At 45.8% G+C, this 19,813-nt stretch carries 17 protein-coding genes, 1 other RNA gene and 1 pseudogene; 9 read left to right on the forward strand and 10 right to left on the reverse strand.

Annotated elements, in window-relative coordinates:
- Positions 1-32 precede the first annotated feature (32 nt).
- The 3 genes and pseudogenes from GVV58_RS13415 to ssrA form a co-directional block, all read right to left on the reverse strand.
- Positions 33-143 (reverse strand): annotated as a pseudogene (locus GVV58_RS13415) (IS3 family transposase); the annotation flags it as partial.
- Positions 118-1,164 (reverse strand): integrase arm-type DNA-binding domain-containing protein, encoded by a 1,047-nt coding sequence (locus tag GVV58_RS13420; RefSeq protein WP_252721274.1) that lies wholly within the window; start codon positions 1,162-1,164, stop codon positions 118-120. The gene GVV58_RS13420 and the pseudogene GVV58_RS13415, both read right to left, overlap by 26 nt.
- 183 nt (positions 1,165-1,347) lie before the next feature.
- Positions 1,348-1,706: a transfer-messenger RNA gene (gene ssrA / locus GVV58_RS13425) on the reverse strand.
- A 130-nt stretch (positions 1,707-1,836) separates the two neighbouring features.
- On the opposite strand from ssrA, the gene glpK reads away from it, so the two are divergent.
- Complete coding sequence (glpK, locus tag GVV58_RS13430; protein WP_159516748.1) at positions 1,837-3,321, forward strand: glycerol kinase GlpK; 1,485 nt, start codon at positions 1,837-1,839, stop codon at positions 3,319-3,321.
- 73 nt (positions 3,322-3,394) lie between these two features.
- Here the strand turns inward: glpK and GVV58_RS13435 are convergent, their stop codons facing one another.
- The gene (locus GVV58_RS13435) at positions 3,395-3,892 is read right to left on the reverse strand and encodes a thioesterase family protein (protein WP_100328911.1); all 498 of its coding nucleotides are present in this window, start codon (positions 3,890-3,892) and stop codon (positions 3,395-3,397) included.
- Positions 3,893-3,997: 105 nt separating this feature from the next.
- Between GVV58_RS13435 and hemB the strand changes: the two genes are divergently transcribed.
- Both hemB and thiO read left to right on the forward strand, forming a co-directional pair.
- Positions 3,998-5,011 (forward strand): porphobilinogen synthase, encoded by a 1,014-nt coding sequence (gene hemB / locus GVV58_RS13440; RefSeq protein WP_159138477.1) that lies wholly within the window; start codon positions 3,998-4,000, stop codon positions 5,009-5,011.
- A gap of 15 nt (positions 5,012-5,026) precedes the next feature.
- Positions 5,027-6,154: a glycine oxidase ThiO gene (gene thiO / locus GVV58_RS13445; RefSeq protein WP_159516749.1), complete on the forward strand. Its 1,128-nt coding sequence runs from the start codon at positions 5,027-5,029 to the stop codon at positions 6,152-6,154.
- Here thiO and GVV58_RS13450 read toward each other — a convergent pair.
- Entirely contained in the window at positions 6,143-7,048 is a 906-nt protein-coding gene (locus tag GVV58_RS13450) for a TIGR01777 family oxidoreductase (RefSeq protein WP_005096059.1), read from the reverse strand. The two genes, thiO and GVV58_RS13450, sit on opposite strands and share 12 nt — an antisense overlap.
- A 152-nt stretch (positions 7,049-7,200) precedes the next feature.
- Positions 7,201-7,662 carry an ABZJ_00895 family protein gene (locus GVV58_RS13455; RefSeq protein WP_005096058.1) on the reverse strand — a complete coding sequence of 154 codons (462 nt, stop codon included), beginning with the start codon at positions 7,660-7,662 and terminating at the stop codon, positions 7,201-7,203.
- 469 nt (positions 7,663-8,131) lie between these two features.
- On the opposite strand from GVV58_RS13455, the gene GVV58_RS13460 reads away from it, so the two are divergent.
- From GVV58_RS13460 to GVV58_RS13470, 3 genes are read left to right on the forward strand one after another with little or no spacing between them, the layout of a single operon-like run.
- A complete protein-coding gene (locus GVV58_RS13460; RefSeq protein WP_100354874.1) occupies positions 8,132-9,385 on the forward strand; it encodes an exonuclease SbcCD subunit D C-terminal domain-containing protein in 1,254 nt (417 codons plus the stop codon).
- A gap of 8 nt (positions 9,386-9,393) precedes the next feature.
- Positions 9,394-13,005 (forward strand): AAA family ATPase, encoded by a 3,612-nt coding sequence (locus GVV58_RS13465; RefSeq protein ID WP_159516750.1) that lies wholly within the window; start codon positions 9,394-9,396, stop codon positions 13,003-13,005.
- Positions 13,006-13,010: 5 nt separating this feature from the next.
- Positions 13,011-14,114 carry an acyltransferase family protein gene (locus GVV58_RS13470; protein ID WP_034609103.1) on the forward strand — a complete coding sequence of 368 codons (1,104 nt, stop codon included), beginning with the start codon at positions 13,011-13,013 and terminating at the stop codon, positions 14,112-14,114.
- 33 nt (positions 14,115-14,147) lie between these two features.
- Here GVV58_RS13470 and GVV58_RS13475 read toward each other — a convergent pair whose 3' ends face one another.
- Positions 14,148-14,834 (reverse strand): YggS family pyridoxal phosphate-dependent enzyme, encoded by a 687-nt coding sequence (locus GVV58_RS13475; protein ID WP_005172317.1) that lies wholly within the window; start codon positions 14,832-14,834, stop codon positions 14,148-14,150.
- 123 nt (positions 14,835-14,957) lie between these two features.
- On the opposite strand from GVV58_RS13475, the gene GVV58_RS13480 reads away from it, so the two are divergent.
- Entirely contained in the window at positions 14,958-15,995 is a 1,038-nt protein-coding gene (locus GVV58_RS13480; RefSeq protein ID WP_004279279.1) for a type IV pilus twitching motility protein PilT, read from the forward strand.
- Between the two features lie 30 nt (positions 15,996-16,025).
- Positions 16,026-17,147 carry a PilT/PilU family type 4a pilus ATPase gene (locus tag GVV58_RS13485; RefSeq protein WP_074384137.1) on the forward strand — a complete coding sequence of 374 codons (1,122 nt, stop codon included), beginning with the start codon at positions 16,026-16,028 and terminating at the stop codon, positions 17,145-17,147.
- A gap of 65 nt (positions 17,148-17,212) precedes the next feature.
- On the opposite strand, the gene fur is transcribed toward GVV58_RS13485, so the two are convergent.
- Positions 17,213-17,650 (reverse strand): ferric iron uptake transcriptional regulator, encoded by a 438-nt coding sequence (gene fur, locus GVV58_RS13490; protein WP_005096051.1) that lies wholly within the window; start codon positions 17,648-17,650, stop codon positions 17,213-17,215.
- Positions 17,651-17,762: 112 nt separating this feature from the next.
- Here fur and bamE point away from each other — a divergent pair, with 112 nt between their 5' ends.
- The gene (gene bamE, locus GVV58_RS13495; RefSeq protein WP_004279275.1) at positions 17,763-18,161 is read left to right on the forward strand and encodes an outer membrane protein assembly factor BamE; all 399 of its coding nucleotides are present in this window, start codon (positions 17,763-17,765) and stop codon (positions 18,159-18,161) included.
- A 100-nt stretch (positions 18,162-18,261) separates the two neighbouring features.
- Here the strand turns inward: bamE and GVV58_RS13500 are convergent, their stop codons facing one another.
- Both GVV58_RS13500 and GVV58_RS13505 read right to left on the reverse strand, forming a co-directional pair.
- Entirely contained in the window at positions 18,262-18,594 is a 333-nt protein-coding gene (locus GVV58_RS13500) for an RnfH family protein (protein WP_005096050.1), read from the reverse strand.
- A complete protein-coding gene (locus GVV58_RS13505; protein ID WP_005096049.1) occupies positions 18,594-19,673 on the reverse strand; it encodes a hypothetical protein in 1,080 nt (359 codons plus the stop codon). Before GVV58_RS13505 ends, GVV58_RS13500 begins: the two co-directional genes overlap by 1 nt.
- Positions 19,674-19,813 lie beyond the last annotated feature (140 nt).

A 19,813-nucleotide genomic window follows, 5' to 3' on the forward strand; every position in this document is an offset into this window, starting at 1 on the left:
AGGAGTACAACCCTTGCGCAGTATACTGCTCAGGGAGCAATAGCGGTGATCGCAGCCCAATTCGATGGATAATCTTTTTCAGATTCAATCAATAATTGAACCGCTCTTTCTCTGATTTCAGGGGTATATTTTAATTTTGTCATCGGGATAGTCTCTCAGAATATTGACTCTCCGACAAACCCGGTACGGTTCAGTACTAAATAGAGATCTAAAGCCATGTGTGGTCATTCGTCCCGCATAGCCTGAACGTTTGATCACAGCCAAAATAGACTCACTACGCATTGATTCTTTGCTATTCAAACGATGTGGAAATAACAGTTCCTGATTATGGATAAGTCTCAAAGCCTGAAGCTCAGCAATCATCATGTCCGTCAACGGCACACGATGTGGAAGTCGATTCTTCATACGCTCTTCAGGGATATCCCACTTACGTCCTTCTAGATCAAACTCTTCCCAGCGTGCTTGCAGCAACTCACTGACCCGAACGCCTGTCAGCATAATCAGAATAATGGCATGATGTGTTTGAGCATCACTTGGGTATGCTCTAACCTTCCTTAAAAACTCAGGCATCTCAGCAGCAGTAAGCGAAGCTAAGTTTTTGACTCTTTTGTTCTTGAGCGCATAAACCAGATCACCTGCCGGATTATCATAGCGGTATCCATGTGCAATGACATATTTCATGACCATGCCGCAACGAGACAAGGTACGTTTTGCAATTTCAAACGCCCCTCTAGCTTCAATCTTCTTAATGATCTGCAGAATCTCAGGTGCCTGAATTTGATTAATACGCTTATTAGCAAGAGAAATATAAAGCTCATCCAAGGAAGCTCGAACATTACTAATATGTTTGGATGACCAGGTTTCTTTTTGATTATTGAACCAATCCTCTGCGACTTCCTTAAAATAAGGCTGCTCCTGCTCAACCTCAGTTGTATTTTTGAGTTTATATCTCAGATCAAGCGCGATCTCCCTTGCACGCTTTAAACTTAGCTCAGGATAGATACCTAATGCTTTGGACTTCCTTTGTCCATTTTCCGTGTATCTGATAGACCAATATTTTTTGCCATTCGGATCGATTCGTAAAGACAGACCATTAATATCAGAAAGGCGGTACTGTTTTTCCTGCGGTAGTGCTTTTTTACATTGCACATCAGTAAGTGACATATCTTTGTCCCACATAATTAAACTTATTTAGTGGGTCAAATTGTCCCAATTTTGACCCACATAAAGCAAAAATAGGGTCAAACAGCTTAGGATAGGGTCGGACAATACAGCCAATAAAAAAGCCTTTAGACATTGAGTTTAAAGGCTTTTTTAGATTCCGATGGATTACTTCGGAAAGAATTTTGGTGGAGGTGGCGGGAGTTGAACCCGCGTCCGCCAGCATTACGCTCGAGAATACTACATGCTTAGATATCGTCTATTGTTTTAACTCTTTGTGACCCGACGAACAGGATACAAATCGCGATCCTCTTAGTTTAGTACAAAGCCCCGAGGCTTGGCTTTATACGGACTTGTGTGCGTGCGCTTCAGTCGGACTCTCTAACCACAAGTATTCGGAGAGGCGGACAAGCTGCCCTTAGGCAGCTAGAGCGTATGATTCGTCGTTTGCGACTAAAAAATGCAAATTTGATTTACGAGAGAAAATGCGCTCTCGGCATGCATCTATGAGTTTCATCACCAGCGTCGAAGCCAGAAACACCCCCAAAGTACAAGGCAATCATAGCATAGATGTCAAAAATTACGATGCATTTTCTAAACATTTACACAACTTGATGCGCTTAATTACATTATTGCGCTAATATTTTACTTTTCAAGCCGAATAACAGAAAAATTATGAGCTATTTACTGGCCCTAGATCAAGGAACCACATCGAGTCGGGCTATTATTTTTAATGAACATGGACAAATTCAGGCAACGGCTCAACGTGAAACCCATATTCAGACGCCACATTCAGGTTGGGTCGAACAGGATGCTCAGGAAATCTGGAGCACGCAGATTGCGGTGGTACAGCAAGCGCTTGCTACGGCGCGTATTCTCGCCAAAGATATTAAAGCCATTGGTCTGACCAATCAGCGCGAAACCACGGTGGTTTGGGATCGAAGAAATGGTAAACCGCTCGCGCCGGCCATCGTCTGGCAAGACCGTCGAACTTCTGACTGGTGTAACCAGCTGATTGAACAAGGCTGGATGTGCAAAATTCAGCAAAAAACCGGTCTACGGATTGATCCTTATTTTAGTGCAGGAAAATTGGTCTGGTTTCTGGAGCATGTAGAAGACGTACGTGAACTGGCTGAACAGGGTCATGTCGCTTTTGGTACTATCGATAGCTGGCTGATCTGGAACCTGACTCAAGGCGCAGAACATGTGATTGAAGCCAGCAATGCTTCCCGTACCATGCTGATGAATCTGCATCAACAAACTTGGGACGAAGAACTGCTGGAGCTGTTTCATATTCCTGCTTCGGTCTTACCAAAAATTATTTCCTCGGATAATTATATCGCTGACACCGCTTCAGGTTTACTCGGTGCCAATATCCCCATTACCGGTATTCTAGGTGATCAGCAATCTGCACTGTTTGGTCAATCCTGTTTTGAAGTGGGGAGCGCAAAAAATACCTATGGCACCGGCTGTTTTATGCTGTTCAATACCGGTCAAGACATCCAGCTCAGTCAGAATAAACTGCTTTCTACCCTTGCCTGGCAAGCGCAGGGTCAAACCACCTATGCGCTCGAAGGCAGCGTATTTATGGCAGGTGCGGTAGTGCAATGGCTACGTGATGGTCTGGGGATTATTCAACAAAGCCGTGATGTGGAAAAACTGGCCTGTAAAGTTGAGGATACCGACGGCGTAGTTTTGGTTCCAGCCTTTACCGGACTTGGCGCGCCGCATTGGGACAGTGAAGCGCGTGCCCTGCTCTGTGGCATGTCTCGTGGTACGACTCAAGCGCATATCGCCCGAGCAGCCTTAGAATCAATCGCTTTTCAGGTATCGGATGTCCTCAGTGCAATGCAATCCGATATTGCCCACCCTTTAAAAGAATTACGGGTCGATGGCGGTGCCAGTAGCAATGACATGCTGATGCAGTTTCAGGCAGATATTCTCAATGTGCCGGTGCTGCGTCCGAAAATGCTGGAGTCTACCGCTTGGGGGGCAGCCGCCATGGCCGGATTAAAATCCGGAATATTTTCCAGTCTGGAGGAAATTTCGCAGTCTTGGCAACTTGAACGTGCCTTTGAACCAAAAATGAAAAATGATGAGCGTGAAGCTCATTTAGCCAAATGGCAGAAGGCCTTAAAACGGGCCAAATCAGATCTATAACCTGTATCGATCTGAAGGTCGAAAGCTAAAAAAGCACTGTTAAACAGTGCTTTTTATTTTCTATCTCTTACCCTCAATAAGCATAAGATGCAATCGCTGTAGCAATTGGCTTATCTTCATCATTGACCATGGTCATACGCATGGTGCAGCCCTTACGTCCCAAACGTAAGGTTTCTGCCCGCGCGATAAAATATTTACCACGCCCAGGTGCCAGATAATCCACCCGCATATCCACTGTCGCCAAACGCGAGACTTTTTTAATGGTGTCGGCAATGGTTTCAGGTTCGGCTTTTTTATATAACTCCCCCATCGCTACAATTCCACCGACACTATCGAGTACCGTGGCCGCAAGACCGCCATGCAAAATTTGAAACGCGACATTACCAATCATAAAATCCTGCATTTCGACATAGGCTTCGATCTGGCCTTCCACCACCCGCATGCTCATACCATTATGCTTAAAAAAAGGAGAGCTATTAAAAGCATGTACCAACTGATTTAAGACCACATCAATATCCACCTTTGCCCCCAAGTGTATATTACCTGTCCAGCTTTTCTCTGTCTTAGTCATCACTCTGCTCAAATCCACCGCAATAAAAAACCGCTAATTTATGCCCAAAAATTTCAGTTAGGGCTACAATAGGTGCCTAGTTTAATACTGATTGCTGAGATTTTTATGACCTATACGTTCAATCGTCCCGCGTTTCCTGCAACTCGCATGCGTCGTATTCGTAAAAATGAGCATTTACGTTCTATGGTACGTGAAACGCATATCAGTGCAGATCACCTGATTTATCCAGTATTTGTACTGCCGGGACAAAACCAGAGTCAAGATATTCCCAGTATGCCGAATATCCAGCGCCTGTCAGCAGACTTGCTGTTAAAAAAATCAGAGCGTCTGCTGGAACTCGGTGTCAATAAACTGGCGCTGTTTCCGGTCACCCCACAAGAAGATAAAAGCCTGACCGCCGAAGCGGCTTGGCGCGAAGATGGTCTGGTCCAACGCACTTTGCGTTTATTAAAAAAAGAACTGCCAGAAATGGTGCTGATTACTGATGGTGCACTCGACCCCTATACCACGCATGGTCAGGATGGCATTATTGATGAGACCGGTTATGTCTTAAATGATGAAACGGTCGAATGTCTGATTAAACAGGGCTTAAGCCATGCCGAAGCAGGCGCAGATGTATTTGCCCCAAGTGACATGATGGATGGCCGGATCGGTGCAATTCGTCAGGCCTTTGAACAAAATGGGCATATTTATACCTCAATCATGGCTTATTCAGCCAAATATGCATCCAGCTTCTATGGCCCATTCCGTGATGCAGTCGGTTCTGCCAGCAATTTAAAAGGCGGCAATAAATACAATTACCAGATGGATGTCGGTAACCGTGCCGAAGCACTGCATGAAATTGCGCTGGATATTCAGGAAGGCGCAGACATGGTGATTGTCAAACCGGGCATGCCTTATCTGGATATCGTCCGTGAAGTTAAAGACACTTTTGGTGTACCAACCTTTGTCTATCAGGTCAGTGGTGAATATGCGATGCTGGCCGCTGCCATTCAAAATGGCTGGTTATCTGACAGCGTAATTATTGAATCACTGATGAGCTGCCGCCGCGCCGGTGCCGATGGCATCTGGACTTACTTTGCCGAAGAAGCTGCGCTTAAACTGAAAGACATGAAGTAAAAGGATTTCGGCGCAATGCATATCGCCATTATCGGCGCTGGCATCACCGGGTTGATGTCGGCGCTGGAACTGCTTGAACAGGGATGTTCTGTCACGATTTTTGATCAGCAAGTTGCCGGGCAGGCTGCGTCCTGGGCCGGAGGCGGGATTCTTTCTCCGATGTATCCCTGGCGCTACCCCGCTGCAGTCAATACGTTGGCCCGACATGCCAAACCGCTGTATCAGGACTGGAATCAAAAACTGCAACCTGTCACTGGCATCGATTTCCAGATTCATGAAACAGGTATGCTGATTTTTGATGAATCCGATTTTGAAATCGGTTTAAGTTATGCCGCAACACATCAAGAGCCGCAGCAACAGGCAAAATTACTTGATCAAGCTAAACTGCAACAGATCAATCCCAGAATTAATCAGAGCAAATTCAAACAGGCGATTTATTTCCCTGAACTGGCCAATATCCGTAATCCACGGTTATTACAGTCGATCATTCGCTATTTGAAGCACCATCCTCGTGTCACCTGGCAAGAAGACTGTAAAATCACTCGGCTCAATATTCAGCAAGGCTGTGTAAACAGTATCTCAGATGAACATGGCCGGCTTTTTCAGGCAGATCAGTATGTGTTCACAACCGGAGCATGGTCACAATACTGGTCACAGCAACTTGGTTTGGAAATTCCGGTACAACCGGTGCAAGGTCAGATGCTGCTGTTTAAAACGCCAGAAAACTGGCTGCCGACCATGTGCATGCATAAGGTCATGTATCTGATTCCACGGCGCGACGGACATGTTGTATGTGGTTCCAGTATGCGTCAGGTCGGTTTTGACACCTCGCCTTCTGCTGAAATCCGGCAAGATATTCTACAGGCTTGTCTGGAGATGGTACCGGAACTGGCGGATTTTCCGCTGGTCAAGCAATGGGCCGGATTAAGACCCAGCTCACCCGATGGTATTCCCTATATTGGCAAAATCCCCGAATTGCAAAATGCCTGGGCCAATTTTGGCCATTTCCGCAATGGCTTATGCATGGCCCCAGCCTCAGGCAAGCTACTTGCTCAATTGATGCTTGAACAAACGCCGACCATTGTAGATCCACAGCCCTATGCTCCGGCCCATCTATTGGAGCCAGGTCGCTTAGTGCTTTAGGATATTATGCAGCGCTTCTTTCAAGGTTGGATAATCAAACTGAAATCCCGCATCCTGTAAAGCTTGAGGCTGTACATACTGACCGTTTAAAACCAGTTGCGATTGTTCTCCCAGCATCATTTTCAAGCTGCATGCTGGCAGTGGCAGTAAAGGTTTGCGTTTCAGTAGCTGTGCAGCAGTCCGGGCAAACTGTGCCTGACTGACTTTTTCCGGAGCAACCACATTAAAAATCTGCCCGGTCGTCGTTTCAAGCATCAAGAATTCAATCGCACGCAATACATCTTCTAAATGCACCCAAGTGACTGGCTGACGCCCATGACCAATCCGCCCGAACAGATTCAGTTTAATCGGCAATAACATCTGCGGCAGAATTCCATCACCTTTGCCGAAGACCACAGCAAAGCGAACAATTTTGGTGTCCTGACTGCTATAGGACAAAGCCAGTTGTTCCCACTTCGCACAGAGCTCAGACATAAAAATATCTTGTGGCGGGCTTTGTTCCGTATAGACCTGCTCCCAGCGCTCGCTCGGGTCAATACCATAATAACCAACGGCCGAGGTCGAAATAATCCGTTTCGGTTTGATCTGGTATTTTTCTAAATAGTCAAATAACTGTTTGGTGGTGTCTAAACGGCTATCCAGCAATTTCTTTTTACGCGCTGCTGTCCAGCGTCCCTGACCGATGCTTTCGCCAGCCAGATTAATCACATAATCAATCTGAGGCTGTTTTAATTCATCCAGCTGGTTAATCCAGTGAAAATCTGGATGAGGTTCAGATTGATTCTTGCGGCGGGTCAGCCCAATCACCCGATAATCACGTTCTAATAAAAAACGTACCAGATGACTGCCAATAAAACCCCTCGCTCCGGTCACCAGCACTACAGGTTTATCCATAAGTCATTCTTAGCCCTGTTATTTTTTCTATTTAAATTATACGCAACTTATTCTGAGATTTTTCAATCAATGCCCTCTTTGTCGTGGTGAATTTGTATCCTGCCTGATGCGATCAATTTATAAAGATCAATCGTCATAAAGCCACCTACCTCTCAGGCCTGCGGCGAATTGCCAAACATTTGATCTGCCATACGCTGTGCCTGCTTGCCATAGAACCAGTAAGTCAATAGATACAACGGAATCGCGATCAGCAAGAACATGATCAGCACAATACTTATAAATTGTGGCTGCTGTAGATATAGCAAAAAGTCCTGCCAGGCATTTGGATTAGAGCGCGTGGCAATCAGAATACCAAGTAACAGAAATAGCAGGTTATAACCCCAATAGATCAGGCTAAAACCCAAAGTGAATTTTTTACGTTCCGACTGCGTTGGGGCACGTTTTTGCTGTTTTAAAAACTTAAATAAGATCCAGATCATGGCAACCAGATAAGGAACAACCGTCAGTACGGCGCCCATCCCCGTTGGCATCAGTGCTGCCAGCACCCCGCAAATGCAGGTAAAAATAAAGCAGATAATAAAAAACCAGATAAAATAACGGGTTAAAGGCAACATAGGAATCACTCGGTGATATTCAGCAAGCTAGTATAAAAAAAAAACAGGTTTTTTTTCATTTTATTGTCAACCATCGGCCAGAAGGTGACGTTATATAGGGTACAAGGTACAAAAATTTGGACTGGCATCCACGAATTTTTGCTGACCTTAGAGCTAAAGCAATAAGTCCAGTGTACAGGGAAATTTTGAATAGCAGCCAAAATCTTCATGTAACACAAATTTGACCGACGATTTCACATCACTCGAATCGTCGGTTTTTATTTTTTAAAATTCCGATTTTTCAGCCTGATGAATTACATGACTGTTCAAGACTGGGTGATTTAGACACCACCATCCTGCCATTTTGCCTACTGATTAAAATAAATTCAGCCTGACATCAGCAACAATTCGCTGAAATATCTTTTTTAAGTAGATTTTCCCCTCAGCTTTTTCCTATAGTAGCAAGGCAGACATTTCAGGGTTCATCTACATGGCAGTTCATTTTCTTCACACTTCCGATTGGCATCTGGGGCAATTTTTCCATAACCATGACCGTGAATTTGAACATGCCCAGTTTTTGACTTGGTTGCTCGATCAAATTAAAACAAAACAGCCGCATGCCTTGTTGATTGCCGGTGATATTTTTGATGTGATCAATCCAGCCTCAAGTGCGCAAAAGCAACTGTATCAGTTTCTGGCCGATGCACATAATCTGGCCCCGCACATGCAGACTTTGATGATTGCCGGCAACCATGATTCCGGTTACCGGATTGAGCAGGTTGAACCTTTTCTGTCTAAATTCAATGCCAAAGCTGTGGGAATTGTGGGCCGAACCGCAGAAAACACCCTGAATCTGGATCGCTTGCTGATTCCGATTTATGATCAGGATAAAAATATCATCGCCTGGTGTCTGACCCTGCCCTATTTACGCAGTGCCGAAATTACCGGGCTGAATGAACATACCAGCAATAGCCAGAATGCGATTAGCTATCTGCATCAACAACTGATTGCCGAAGCCAAGGCCCGTAAACAGCCGCATCAAGCTCTGATTCTAATGTCGCATGCACATATGCAAGGTGGCGAAACTTCCGACTCGGAACGGCCAATTATTGTCGGTAATGAAGAAGCGCTCTCGACGGCGCTGTTTGATGAAGTGATTGATTATGTCGCACTCGGTCATCTGCATAAACCACAAAAAGTTGGTCAGCCGCATATCCGTTATAGTGGCTCACCGATTCCGCTGTCATTTAGTGAAATCAACTATCAACATCAGGTGGTTGAGGTCAGAATTGATCCTGAACAAAGCCCGGAACAGCGCTTTCAATACGATGTTCTAAAAGTGCCACGCACCGTCGAGCTGTTCCGGATTCGGGAAAAGCTGGAAGATTTAATTGCTAAACTTCAGGCCTTGCCTGCCGGAGAAATCGAACAACTGTCGGCACGACATTTTCTGGAAATAGAATACACCACCGATGCGCCGCCACCAGTCGATTTACGCCAGCAAATTGAACTGGCTTTACCCGCCAACCGTTACCGCTTGCTGCGCATCAGCCGGATTTATCAGCAACAGGCCGAACATACGCAAGGAGATTCGAAAATTGATCTGGCACCACCGACGCCGGAATCGCTGTTTTTGAATATCTGGAAAAAAATGGGCTATGAACATGATCATTCTGTACAACAGGATTTTCAGCAACTTCTGGTTGAAGCCCAGCACGAACTTGCTCAGAAACAACAAGCCTAGGATCGGCCATGAAAATTTTACGTTTGAGTCTCAACAACCTGGCCTCCCTCACTGGCACCCATCATATTGATTTTGAATCCAGCCCTTTAACACATGCCGGCCTGATTGCAATCACTGGAAAAACCGGAGCCGGTAAATCGACCCTGCTCGATGCCATGTGTCTGGCGCTCTATAACGAAATTCCACGTCTAAAAGGTGCGACCGGCAGCCTGAAAGATGCCGGTGGTCAGGATGTTTCGATTAAAGACTCCAAGAATATTCTACGCCGTGGCTGCGTGCATGGTTTTGCCGAGCTGGAGTTTATTGCCCTGGATAGCAAACGCTATACAGCACGCTGGGAGATTCGCCGGGCACGTCAGAAGGTCGATGGCAATCTAAAAGTAGATCGTTTTATCAAGTGCATCGATGATGATACGACGCTAACGCAAAAAATATCTGAAGTTACCCCCTTAATTGAAAAACTGCTGGGCCTGAGCTTTGAACAGTTTACTCGCGCGGTACTGCTGGCGCAGTCGGAAGTTGGCGCATTTTTAAAAGCCAAAGATCATGAACGTGCAGACTTGCTGGAATATCTGACCAATTCGCAGATTTTCAGTGAGGTCAGTAAAAAAGCAGCGGAAAAGCATAGTCAGGTTCGACAAAAGCGCCATGAACTGGAAAACTGGCTCGGTCATCTGGAATTACTATCCGAAGACGATATTACTCAGCTGCAACAGCAACATACTGCCTTCAACCAGATACTTGAGCATTTTAACCAGAGTGAAAAATTACTAGAAAATGACCTGAAATGGCATCGGCAGAAACATGCTTTATATACTGAAATTCAGGCCAAAAAAGAAATTTACGATGTACAGCTGGATGCCGATCAGAAGCTGACCGCACAAAAGCAGTTGCTGGTTCATTTGGATGAGTTTCAGGGCATTCGAGAACAGTTTATCCAGCAGAATCAAATGCTCACGCAGCAAAAACAGCTTGCGATACAACAACAATCATTCGAACAGCAGCTACAACAGGTGCAACAGCAACGTGATGCTGAATTTACGCAACTTGCTCAGATCCAGCAACAACAGCAGGCCCATGTTCAACATATGCATGCCATGCAGCCGCATCTGGAACAAGGTCTAAAACTGGATCATGAGATGCATCTGGTCGGCAATGACTATAAGAAAAAATCAGCAGATTTATTGGACTATGCACAGCAGTATATCCAACCCTTGCAACAACAGATTGAATCATCGAAACAGCAACTCGCATCTGCTGCCGAGCAGCAACAGCAACGCCTGACGCAACTTGAACAGCAGGCTGATCTTGCCGTGTTTGATCTGGAACCACAAAGTACACTGCAACGACTGCAAGACTATCAGAAGCTGTATCAACAGATGCAGCAACAGGCGCCGGCAGTACTCTCTCAATCGCGTACTGAACTGGAACATTCCAGGCAGCAGCTGGCTCAACAAATCGAAAGTTTGCAGCAACAATTTGGCAATCAAGCCCAATTGGAACAACAACTTCAGCAGCATCAGACCGTACAGCAACAGAGCTCGACCCGGCTGCTTAAACTGGAAGGCTTGATCCAGCACGTGGCACGTCTAGCGGAACAGGAAGCCGAACAACAGCAACTCAAACAAGACGTAGCGCATGCACAGACAGAATTAACCCAGCTTGAACATACGGAAATTCAACTGCAGCAAACAGTCAGCAACACCGAACAGGAATTTGAACAACTACAAAATATGCTGCAGCAACAGCGCCTACTGCAAACCCAAAGCGTGCAGGAACTGCGCGCGCAGCTCAAACCTGATGAAGCCTGTATGGTCTGTGGCAGCCAACAGCATCCGTTTGTCCAACATCAAGCATTATTAGACACAGCGCTAAACCAGCTGCAAGATCAACAGCTGCAACAGGCACAACAACAACTGAATCAGCTTAAAGATGATTTAAAAGCAACCCAGATTCAACAATCCAAAATCAAGATGCTCCTTGAGCAAAAACAACAGCGTTTAATCCACATTGAACGGATACTGAATGAACAGCACCAGACATTACAACAAAACTTAAAAGAGTTAGGACTTGAGCCAGCCAATCCTGATCATTCAGCCCAGTTGCTCCATCCCCTGCAAACACAGCTTGGCCAGTGGCAACAGCAACACACTCAGGCAAACGAACAGTTCAAAATCCTGCAACAGACTTGGCAAAACTGGCGACAACAGCAACAGCAACTCGACAGCTTGCAACTGAGTCTGCAAAAAATGCTGCAACTGGATCAACTGATTGAGCCAGTTCTTACAGTACTGCCCGAAGCACAGCAACTTGCTTGGCACAAGAATGCGCCTGCTGCCTGTACCCAGCTGCAACAACATTTGCAGCAGCGATTACATCTTGTCAATCAAGTCAAAACTGCAGAACAGGAGCTACAAGGTTTCAAGCAGCAACTGAATCAGGCTCAACAGCAACTTCAGCTACATGAGCAGCGGCATACGCAAATACAGGCCGAGACCCATTATTTGCTTGAACAAGGCAAAGACTTACGTCAGCAACTCAATCAGCTGACCGAACAACATGCCGGTCAGACCTATAAGCTGGCAGCAGAATGGCGACTGCAACTGGATACCCAGTTAAAAGCGCTTGATAGCCAGCTTCAAGCACAACGTCAGGTATATGAACAGCATGAGCAAGCTCTGCATCAGGCTTTGCTTAAACAGCAGGCTTTGCTGACCCAAATGCAACAGCTAACTCAACAGCAGGCACAATCTGATCAGGCCATCCGTACATGGCAAAATCTGCATCGACATTTTAATGCGGAACTGCTCCAACAATGTCTGACCATTAGTCTGAGTGAACATCAGCAAATCCGGCAGCAATTACAGGCACAACATCAAGCACTGGAAAATGCCAAAATTGCCTGGCAAACGCTGGAAGATCAATACCAGAAGCATCTCCAGCAACAGCCTGAACTTGCTTTTGAGGAAGTGGAAGCACGTTTAAATAGTTTGGCACAGGAAAAAACCGAGCAACAAAACAGCTTCAATGAGATTGATACCAAACTGCGTATGAATGCCAATAATCAAAATACCTATGCCAAATATCAGCAACAGATTGAACAGGTCAAAGCCGAAGAATATCGCTGGGGACGTATCTACGATTTAATCGGACATAAGGAAGGCACCAAGTTCCAGAAAATTGCTCAAGAGCATCATCTGGATATCTTGGTGGAATACGCCAACCAACAACTGCAACCGCTGGCACCGCGCTATCAGTTGCACCGTATTCCAGACAGCCTGAGTCTGGCGATTATTGATCTGGACATGAACAGCGAAGTACGTCCGGTCTTGTCTTTATCTGGCGGAGAAACCTTTCTGGTTTCTCTGGCCTTGGCACTGGCGATTGCCAATATGGCTTCCGGTTCGATGAAACTGGAATCGCTATTTATTGATGAAGGCTTTGGTACTTTAGATCCAGCCTCATTACATATGGTGATGAATGCACTGGATCATTTACAAAGTCAGGGTCGTAAAGTGGTCTTAATCTCGCATGTGCAGGAAATGCATGAACGGATTCCAGTACAGATTCAGGTCAAGCCAGTCGGTGCTGGCGCCAGTACCATTCAGATTATAGGTTGACAATGATGCACCCTGCCCCAGACAAGCTCTCGCCCTATTTCAGCTTACAGCTCGAGAGCCTACGGGGCATCAGTGCCATTGTTGTACTGTTCACGCATTGCTTTCAGGCCTTTATCGCCCCTTTTGACCTCAGCCTGTATTCATGGGTGCGCCTGCTTGGTCAGGCCGCGGTCATGATTTTCTTTGTTCTGAGTGGTTATCTGATTGGCTATTCGATCCAGCACAATATTCATCAGCATGGTCAGTTCAATCTGCGCCGTTATACCCAACAGCGTTATCGCAGGATTTTGCCACCCTTTCTGTTTGCCATGGCTCTGAGCCTGTTGTTGTATCTGTTGGCACCACTACTCTTTGCCACTCAAAGCCATGCCTTTCAAAACAGTTTTGGCATGATGATCCGGACTGACTATGGTCTCGATTCAGGTGATTTTATTGGCGCTCTGCTGTTTTTGAATGGCTTCATCACGCCTACAGTTTCAGCCAATGCCCCGCTCTGGAGCCTGAGTTATGAAGTCTGGTTCTATGTCTTGGCCGGATTTCTGCCTTTTTTCAAAGATTCAGAAATAGCCAAAATCGGCTTTTTTAGTGTTTTAATCGTTTTATCCATCCTGAATATTCAGTTTTTTATTTATTTTCTGGTCTGGCTGATGGCCTTTGCCTGTTCATTTCGTCATATCCAGCGACATTTTCTAAACCGGTTACAAGTGCTTAAACTGGGGTTATTTGGCTTGGCATTTCTAATCGCCTGCATTGATGCTTACCAGTTTCATATCGTCGATCAAGCCCGACAATATCGCGCTGCAAATTTTACTCTCTTTAATTTCTGTATCGGCCTAGCATTTAGCTGCTGGCTGGTACAACTCCAGCAGCAGCGCAGTCACTACAATCCGGTCTGGGTACAATCCGCTGATTTTTCCTATACCTTGTATGTAACCCATTTCCCTTTGCTGCTGTTTATTCTGGGCTGTGTTCCGGCAACCTTGGCTTATGGTCTGGGCGGCGCTGTTTTAGCCTTGCTCGGCAGTATGGGCAGCCTGATTGTCTTTGCCTGGCTCATGGCAAAATGGCTGGAGCCACAAAGAAAAAAAGCGTTATCGAATAACGCTTAATCATACTTTTTCAAAATAACCCGACAACGCCTGTTAATCCTTTTGAGGACGTGCACCAAATAATGCCGTGCCGACACGCACCATGCTGGAACCGGCAGCAATTGCAGCCTGCATATCGGCCGACATGCCCATACTTAAAGTATCCCAATCTTCAGGATGCGCATGCTGAGCTTTCACCCTATCAAATAAAGCTTTAGCCTCGATGAAAGCTTGAGGATTCCCCGGCGCTGGAATCACCATCAAGCCACGTAAGCGCACATTTGGCAGTTGGCTGATTTGTCTAACTAAATCAGTAACTTCTTCCGGTTGGCAACCATCTTTCGTATCCTGAGCATCAATATTGACCTGAAGACAGATATTCAGCGCGAGCTGATCTTCTCTACGCTGATTGGATAAACGCTCGGCAATAATCAGACGATCCACCCCATGCACCCAGGCAAAATTTTCTGCCAGATGTTTGGTCTTGTTACGCTGTACATGGCCAATAAAATGCCATTCAATCTCCAAGTCTTTTAGAGCCGTAATTTTCTCCAGCGCTTCCTGCAAATAGTTTTCGCCAAAGGCACGTTGTCCTGCCTGATACATATCAGCCAGTACTGCACTCGGCTGGGTCTTGGAAACGGCCAGCAGTTGCACCGAATCTGGCTCACGACCGGCCTGAGCACAGGCTGTTTCAATTTGCGCTAAAACCTGATTTCGTGACTGTTGCAACATATTCATTGATGGGGTTCTCATTTCATTCATCTTTTTTTCCCTTGCCCATAAACTAAGGGTTGGTTAAGCTGTGGGAAAGCCTTATTATTCTATCAAAATAATTAACATTTTAATGAACTCGGGGACCTTATGGATATCACAGAATTGTTGGCATTTTCTGCTAAAAATGGTGCGTCGGATTTACACTTGTCTGCAGGCTTACCGCCAATGATTCGTGTCGATGGGGAAGTTCGTCGTATCAACCTGCCAGCATTAGAACATAAAGAAGTACATAAACTTGTTTATGACATCATGAACGATAAACAGCGCCGTGATTTTGAAGAAAATCTGGAAACTGACTTTTCTTTTGAAGTACCCGGTGTGGCCCGTTTCCGTGTCAACGCATTTAACCAGAACCGTGGTGCCGGTGCAGTATTCCGTACCATTCCATCCAAAGTTCTGACCCTTGAAGATCTGGGCATGGGACAGATTTTTAAAGATATCTGTGAATATCCGCGTGGTCTGGTACTGGTCACAGGGCCAACCGGTTCGGGTAAATCAACCACCTTGGCGGCGATGCTGGATTATATTAACGACAACCGCTATGACCATATTCTGACCGTCGAAGATCCAATCGAATTTGTGCATCAATCCAAGAAATGCCTGATCAACCAGCGTGAAGTGCATCGTGATACGCACGGCTTTAATGAAGCCCTGCGTTCCGCACTGCGTGAAGACCCGGATATTATTCTGGTTGGTGAGATGCGTGACCTTGAAACCATCCGTCTGGCCTTAACTGCGGCAGAAACTGGTCACCTGGTGTTTGGCACCCTGCATACCACCTCTGCGGCCAAAACCATTGACCGTGTGATTGACGTATTCCCTGCCGAAGAAAAAGATATGGTTCGTGCCATGTTATCGGAATCATTGCAGGCTGTGGTTTCACAGGCCTTGCTGAAGAAAAATGGCGGCGGACGTGTTGCGGCACATGAGATCATGATTGGTATTCCTGCAATCCGTAACCTGATTCGTGAAAATAAAGTCGCACAAATGTATTCTGCGATTCAGACCGGTGCCAACTATGGCATGACCACACTGGATCAGACCCTGAAAACGCTGGTATCTAAAGGTCTCATCAGCCCGCAAGTGGCACGTACTGCAGCCAAACAGCCAGAAGCATTCTTATAAGAAAAATTAATTGTATTGGGGTTTTTATACATGGATTTTAACGGCTTACTCGATTATATGGTGGAGAAAAAAGCATCGGATCTGTTCATTACAGCCGATGTCGAACCTTCAATCAAAATTAATGGGCAGATTTTACCGATTGGTTCGATAAAATTACCCGGCGCGGCAGTAGGACAACTGCTCCATTCCATCATGAGCGACAAGCAGCGTAAAGAATTTGCAGACACGCGTGAATGTAACTTCGCCATCAGCACACCGGACAAAAGTGCCCGCTTCCGTGTCAGTGCCTTTCAGCAGCGTGATCAGCCGGGTATGGTGTTACGTCGGATTGAAACCGTGATTCCAACCATGGATGAACTCAAATTACCGCCGATTCTAAAAGAACTGGCGATGACCAAACGCGGCATCATTATTTTTGTCGGGGCAACCGGTACCGGTAAATCAACCTCGCTGGCCTCGCTGGTCGGTTATCGCAATGAAAATTCCAAAGGTCATATCATTACCATTGAAGATCCGATCGAATTCGTTCACCAGCATAAAGGCTGTATCATCACCCAGCGTGAAGTCGGGATTGATACCGATTCCTTTGAAATTGCCCTGAAAAACACCTTACGTCAGGCGCCGGACGTGATTCTGATTGGTGAGATTCGTTCGCGTGAAACCATGGATTATGCGATTGCCTTTGCCGAAACTGGTCATCTGGTCTTTGCGACCCTGCATGCCAACAACGCCAACCAGGCCATTGACCGGATCATTCATTTCTTTGAAGCAGACCGGCATAACCAGCTGTTCATGGACTTGTCACTGAACATGAAAGCCATTGTGGCACAGCAACTGATCCCAACCATCGATGGCAATGGTCGTCGTGCCGCGATTGAGATTCTGATTAACTCCCCCCTGATTGCTGACCTGATCCGTAAAGGTGATGTGCATGAGATCAAGGACCTGATGAAGCGTTCCCGTGAACTGGGCATGCAAACCTTCGATCAGGCACTGTATGACCTGTATAAGGCCAAGCAGATCAGCTATAAAGATGCGCTGAAACATGCGGATTCACCCAATGACTTACGTCTGCAAATCAAACTGGCAGAAGAAGGCGGCAGTCATTTATTACGTGCACATTCCAATATCACCTTTGATGGCCAGTCCTGATCAGATTGAGCACATAAAAAAACAGGCTTCAAGAAGCCTGTTTTTTGTTTCAACCGGAGTGCAAATTATTTTTTACGAAACACTTCCTGACAGGCCGGCGCATCGCAGTAGCCATACAGATTCAGAGAGTGACCGGTTAATTCAAAACCAAATTTTTCAGCAACATCATGCTGCTCTTTTTCAATCGTATCATTGATGAATTCAACGACTTTGCTGCAATTCAAACAGACCAGGTGATCGTGGTGATCTTCCTGCATGATCTCGAAAACGGAATGATTGTTTTCAAAATTATGACGCTCAATAATACCCGCGGCTTCAAACTGTGTTAACACACGATACACAGTTGCTAAACCTACATCTTCACCCTGATCGAGTAAAGTCTTGTAAATATCTTCCGCACTTAAATGATGTTGTCTTGAATTTTCTAGTAATTCTAATATTTTAATTCGTGGAAGGGTAACTTTCAGTCCAGCTTTTCGTAAATCTTGGTTTGAAATAGTCATGTAAAAAGGTCTCTCAACAAAATCAAAGTTGGAATATGCAACAAACTTTAGATGCAGTATGATCTATCCTTGGATCAAATGCATCATAATTAATTTGGGATAGTTTAGCAAAATGCAAAAAATCATGTTGACGTTATTCGTCACTTCCTTGCTCGTCGGCTGTTCGACATTAGGTGTTTATAAAGTAGATATTCCACAAGGAACCCCTTTAACCCAAGCTCAAGCCGCTAAAATTCAAGTGGGAATGAGTCATCAACAGGTGCGTTTCTTACTGGGCAGTCCAACGGTAAGCGATCCGCTGAATCCTTTACGCTGGGACTACATCTATAACTATACCCCAGGAACCTACGCTAAAAAAGCCAAGATCCCGGCAGCCCAAGGCCAGCATTTGAAAATTTACTTTAACCAGTCTGGTATCGTGGAACGTGTTGAAGGTCTGGAAACCATTCCAGAATCTCAACCCGGCTTACCAGGTTCAAAAGAAGCAATTTTAAATGCGCCTCCACTATAGTCGCTTTCTCATGAAAAAGCCCCTGAATCATCAGGGGCTTTTTTGATTAAGTCGATTGATTGAGCAGATCATTGAAACTAATGCTCATTCAAGCCGCTTTCTATTCGGAAGATGGTTTCAGCTTTCTTAAAAGATTGCCTCTGGCATAACGACCCACCGGATTTTTCTCGGCACGTTTACGTCGGATATCTTTAGGATTGATAGTCAGTGCTCGGTAAATTTCGACTCGATCACCTGCTGCCAGTGGCTGCTGATGATCTTGCAAGCGTACACCGAAGATACCCAAAGACAAAGGTTCAGGTAGGGTAACCTGCTCTACTATGCCACTTTGCTGGATGGCATCCAATGCTGTCATGCCGGGCTGAAATGGTACAGCCAGATGAAACTGTTGCTCCGGAGTCGCATAGGCCACCCAGATCAGTGCATTATTCATCAGAACAGTTGTCCTAGAACAGCGACCATCGCCACGATAATCGAAACAGGCAATACCACACGGACAGCAATACGCCACAGGTTATAGAACCCTTCAGAGCTAAAATTCATTGATTTACGTAAATGGCTGATCTTCATGATCCAGCCCGCAAAGAGCGCGTAAATCAAACAAATCAATAAGCCCCAAAGCAGTAAGACTACGTTGAACATTGGTGTCACATTTGGAATGGCCCAGATCAGGGTGACGACAGCCATAATCGCCCATTGAATCGCAGGGTGAAGCTGACGTTGCTGTAACTGCTCTCGTGCCATCTGCAGGATGAATGCAGCAGTCGCTACAATCGCGGCCACCAACGTAAATGCAGGGATTTGTGCTTGTACAGCAAAGAAGGCAAATACAATCACAGCAAGCAATTGTGCGATCCAGATCGGCAAGACCGTCTTGCTGGCGACATCCTGCTGTTGTACAGCACTCAGGCTAGACTGCCAGTACAAGCCCATGCCTAGGCCACTTGCAACCAGTGCCAATACGGTGGCATTGCCCCATTCCGAGAATTCAACTGGCGTGACTTGCCATGCAGGTAGCGCAGTTCCCATCACATTTGCCAAGATCAGAGATGCCAGTACGCCAATCGCCGTAATGACTAACAAAATTTGACGCGGCAGCAGTGACAAGACCAGAGCGGCAATTACCAGACCTATAAACAAAAGATTCGGTGCAAGATCAAGAGCAGCAAGCGCCAGAACATTGCTGGCATTGTTCAGCATGGCACCGGCCAGAAAAGGAATAAAGATCACACTGAGCCAGCCGACTATACGCCATTTTTGTGAGGCATCTGCTTCACGGGTCAGCGTTGACAGTGCCTGTAATGCCGTTGTTTTAGAGCGCTTGGCCAAAGCAATTTCCAAGTAGCAGATGGGAAGCGCCAGAATCAGCATAGTGGCTAACCAGAGCATCCAGAAATCCAGCTGACGATCAATCTGTATACCCGTTATCGGTGCGAGCGTCGCGATGATAATAAACGATAAACAGAAAGCCATCAGCGGTGATAACCATTTTGACATAGCATTGTCCTGCATGATGCATTCCTATAAAAATCTAGCGCTATTTTGCCTTGTGAAGCGGTGAAAATCAAAAACAAAAAGCAAACCACCATGACAGTGATTTGCTGCGCAAAATTTATTATTAAATTGTAATTCTTGTTATCTCGTTACGTCTT

Source organism: Acinetobacter sp. 18QD2AZ41W, assembly GCF_009829025.1.
Taxonomy (GTDB): domain Bacteria; phylum Pseudomonadota; class Gammaproteobacteria; order Pseudomonadales; family Moraxellaceae; genus Acinetobacter; species Acinetobacter pseudolwoffii.

Bases quoted from the DNA above. Each gene is read 5' to 3' on its own strand.
- GVV58_RS13420 (WP_252721274.1), bottom strand. From the start codon at position 1,164: ATGTCACTTACTGATGTGCAATGTAAAAAAGCACTACCGCAGGAAAAA.
- glpK (WP_159516748.1), top strand. From the start codon at position 1,837: ATGAGCTATTTACTGGCCCTAGATCAAGGAACCACATCGAGTCGGGCT.
- GVV58_RS13435 (WP_100328911.1), bottom strand. From the start codon at position 3,892: ATGACTAAGACAGAGAAAAGCTGGACAGGTAATATACACTTGGGGGCA.
- hemB (WP_159138477.1), top strand. From the start codon at position 3,998: ATGACCTATACGTTCAATCGTCCCGCGTTTCCTGCAACTCGCATGCGT.
- thiO (WP_159516749.1), top strand. From the start codon at position 5,027: ATGCATATCGCCATTATCGGCGCTGGCATCACCGGGTTGATGTCGGCG.
- GVV58_RS13450 (WP_005096059.1), bottom strand. From the start codon at position 7,048: ATGGATAAACCTGTAGTGCTGGTGACCGGAGCGAGGGGTTTTATTGGC.
- GVV58_RS13455 (WP_005096058.1), bottom strand. From the start codon at position 7,662: ATGTTGCCTTTAACCCGTTATTTTATCTGGTTTTTTATTATCTGCTTT.
- GVV58_RS13460 (WP_100354874.1), top strand. From the start codon at position 8,132: ATGGCAGTTCATTTTCTTCACACTTCCGATTGGCATCTGGGGCAATTT.
- GVV58_RS13465 (WP_159516750.1), top strand. From the start codon at position 9,394: ATGAAAATTTTACGTTTGAGTCTCAACAACCTGGCCTCCCTCACTGGC.
- GVV58_RS13470 (WP_034609103.1), top strand. From the start codon at position 13,011: ATGCACCCTGCCCCAGACAAGCTCTCGCCCTATTTCAGCTTACAGCTC.
- GVV58_RS13475 (WP_005172317.1), bottom strand. From the start codon at position 14,834: ATGAATATGTTGCAACAGTCACGAAATCAGGTTTTAGCGCAAATTGAA.
- GVV58_RS13480 (WP_004279279.1), top strand. From the start codon at position 14,958: ATGGATATCACAGAATTGTTGGCATTTTCTGCTAAAAATGGTGCGTCG.
- GVV58_RS13485 (WP_074384137.1), top strand. From the start codon at position 16,026: ATGGATTTTAACGGCTTACTCGATTATATGGTGGAGAAAAAAGCATCG.
- fur (WP_005096051.1), bottom strand. From the start codon at position 17,650: ATGACTATTTCAAACCAAGATTTACGAAAAGCTGGACTGAAAGTTACC.
- bamE (WP_004279275.1), top strand. From the start codon at position 17,763: ATGCAAAAAATCATGTTGACGTTATTCGTCACTTCCTTGCTCGTCGGC.
- GVV58_RS13500 (WP_005096050.1), bottom strand. From the start codon at position 18,594: ATGAATAATGCACTGATCTGGGTGGCCTATGCGACTCCGGAGCAACAG.
- GVV58_RS13505 (WP_005096049.1), bottom strand. From the start codon at position 19,673: ATGCAGGACAATGCTATGTCAAAATGGTTATCACCGCTGATGGCTTTC.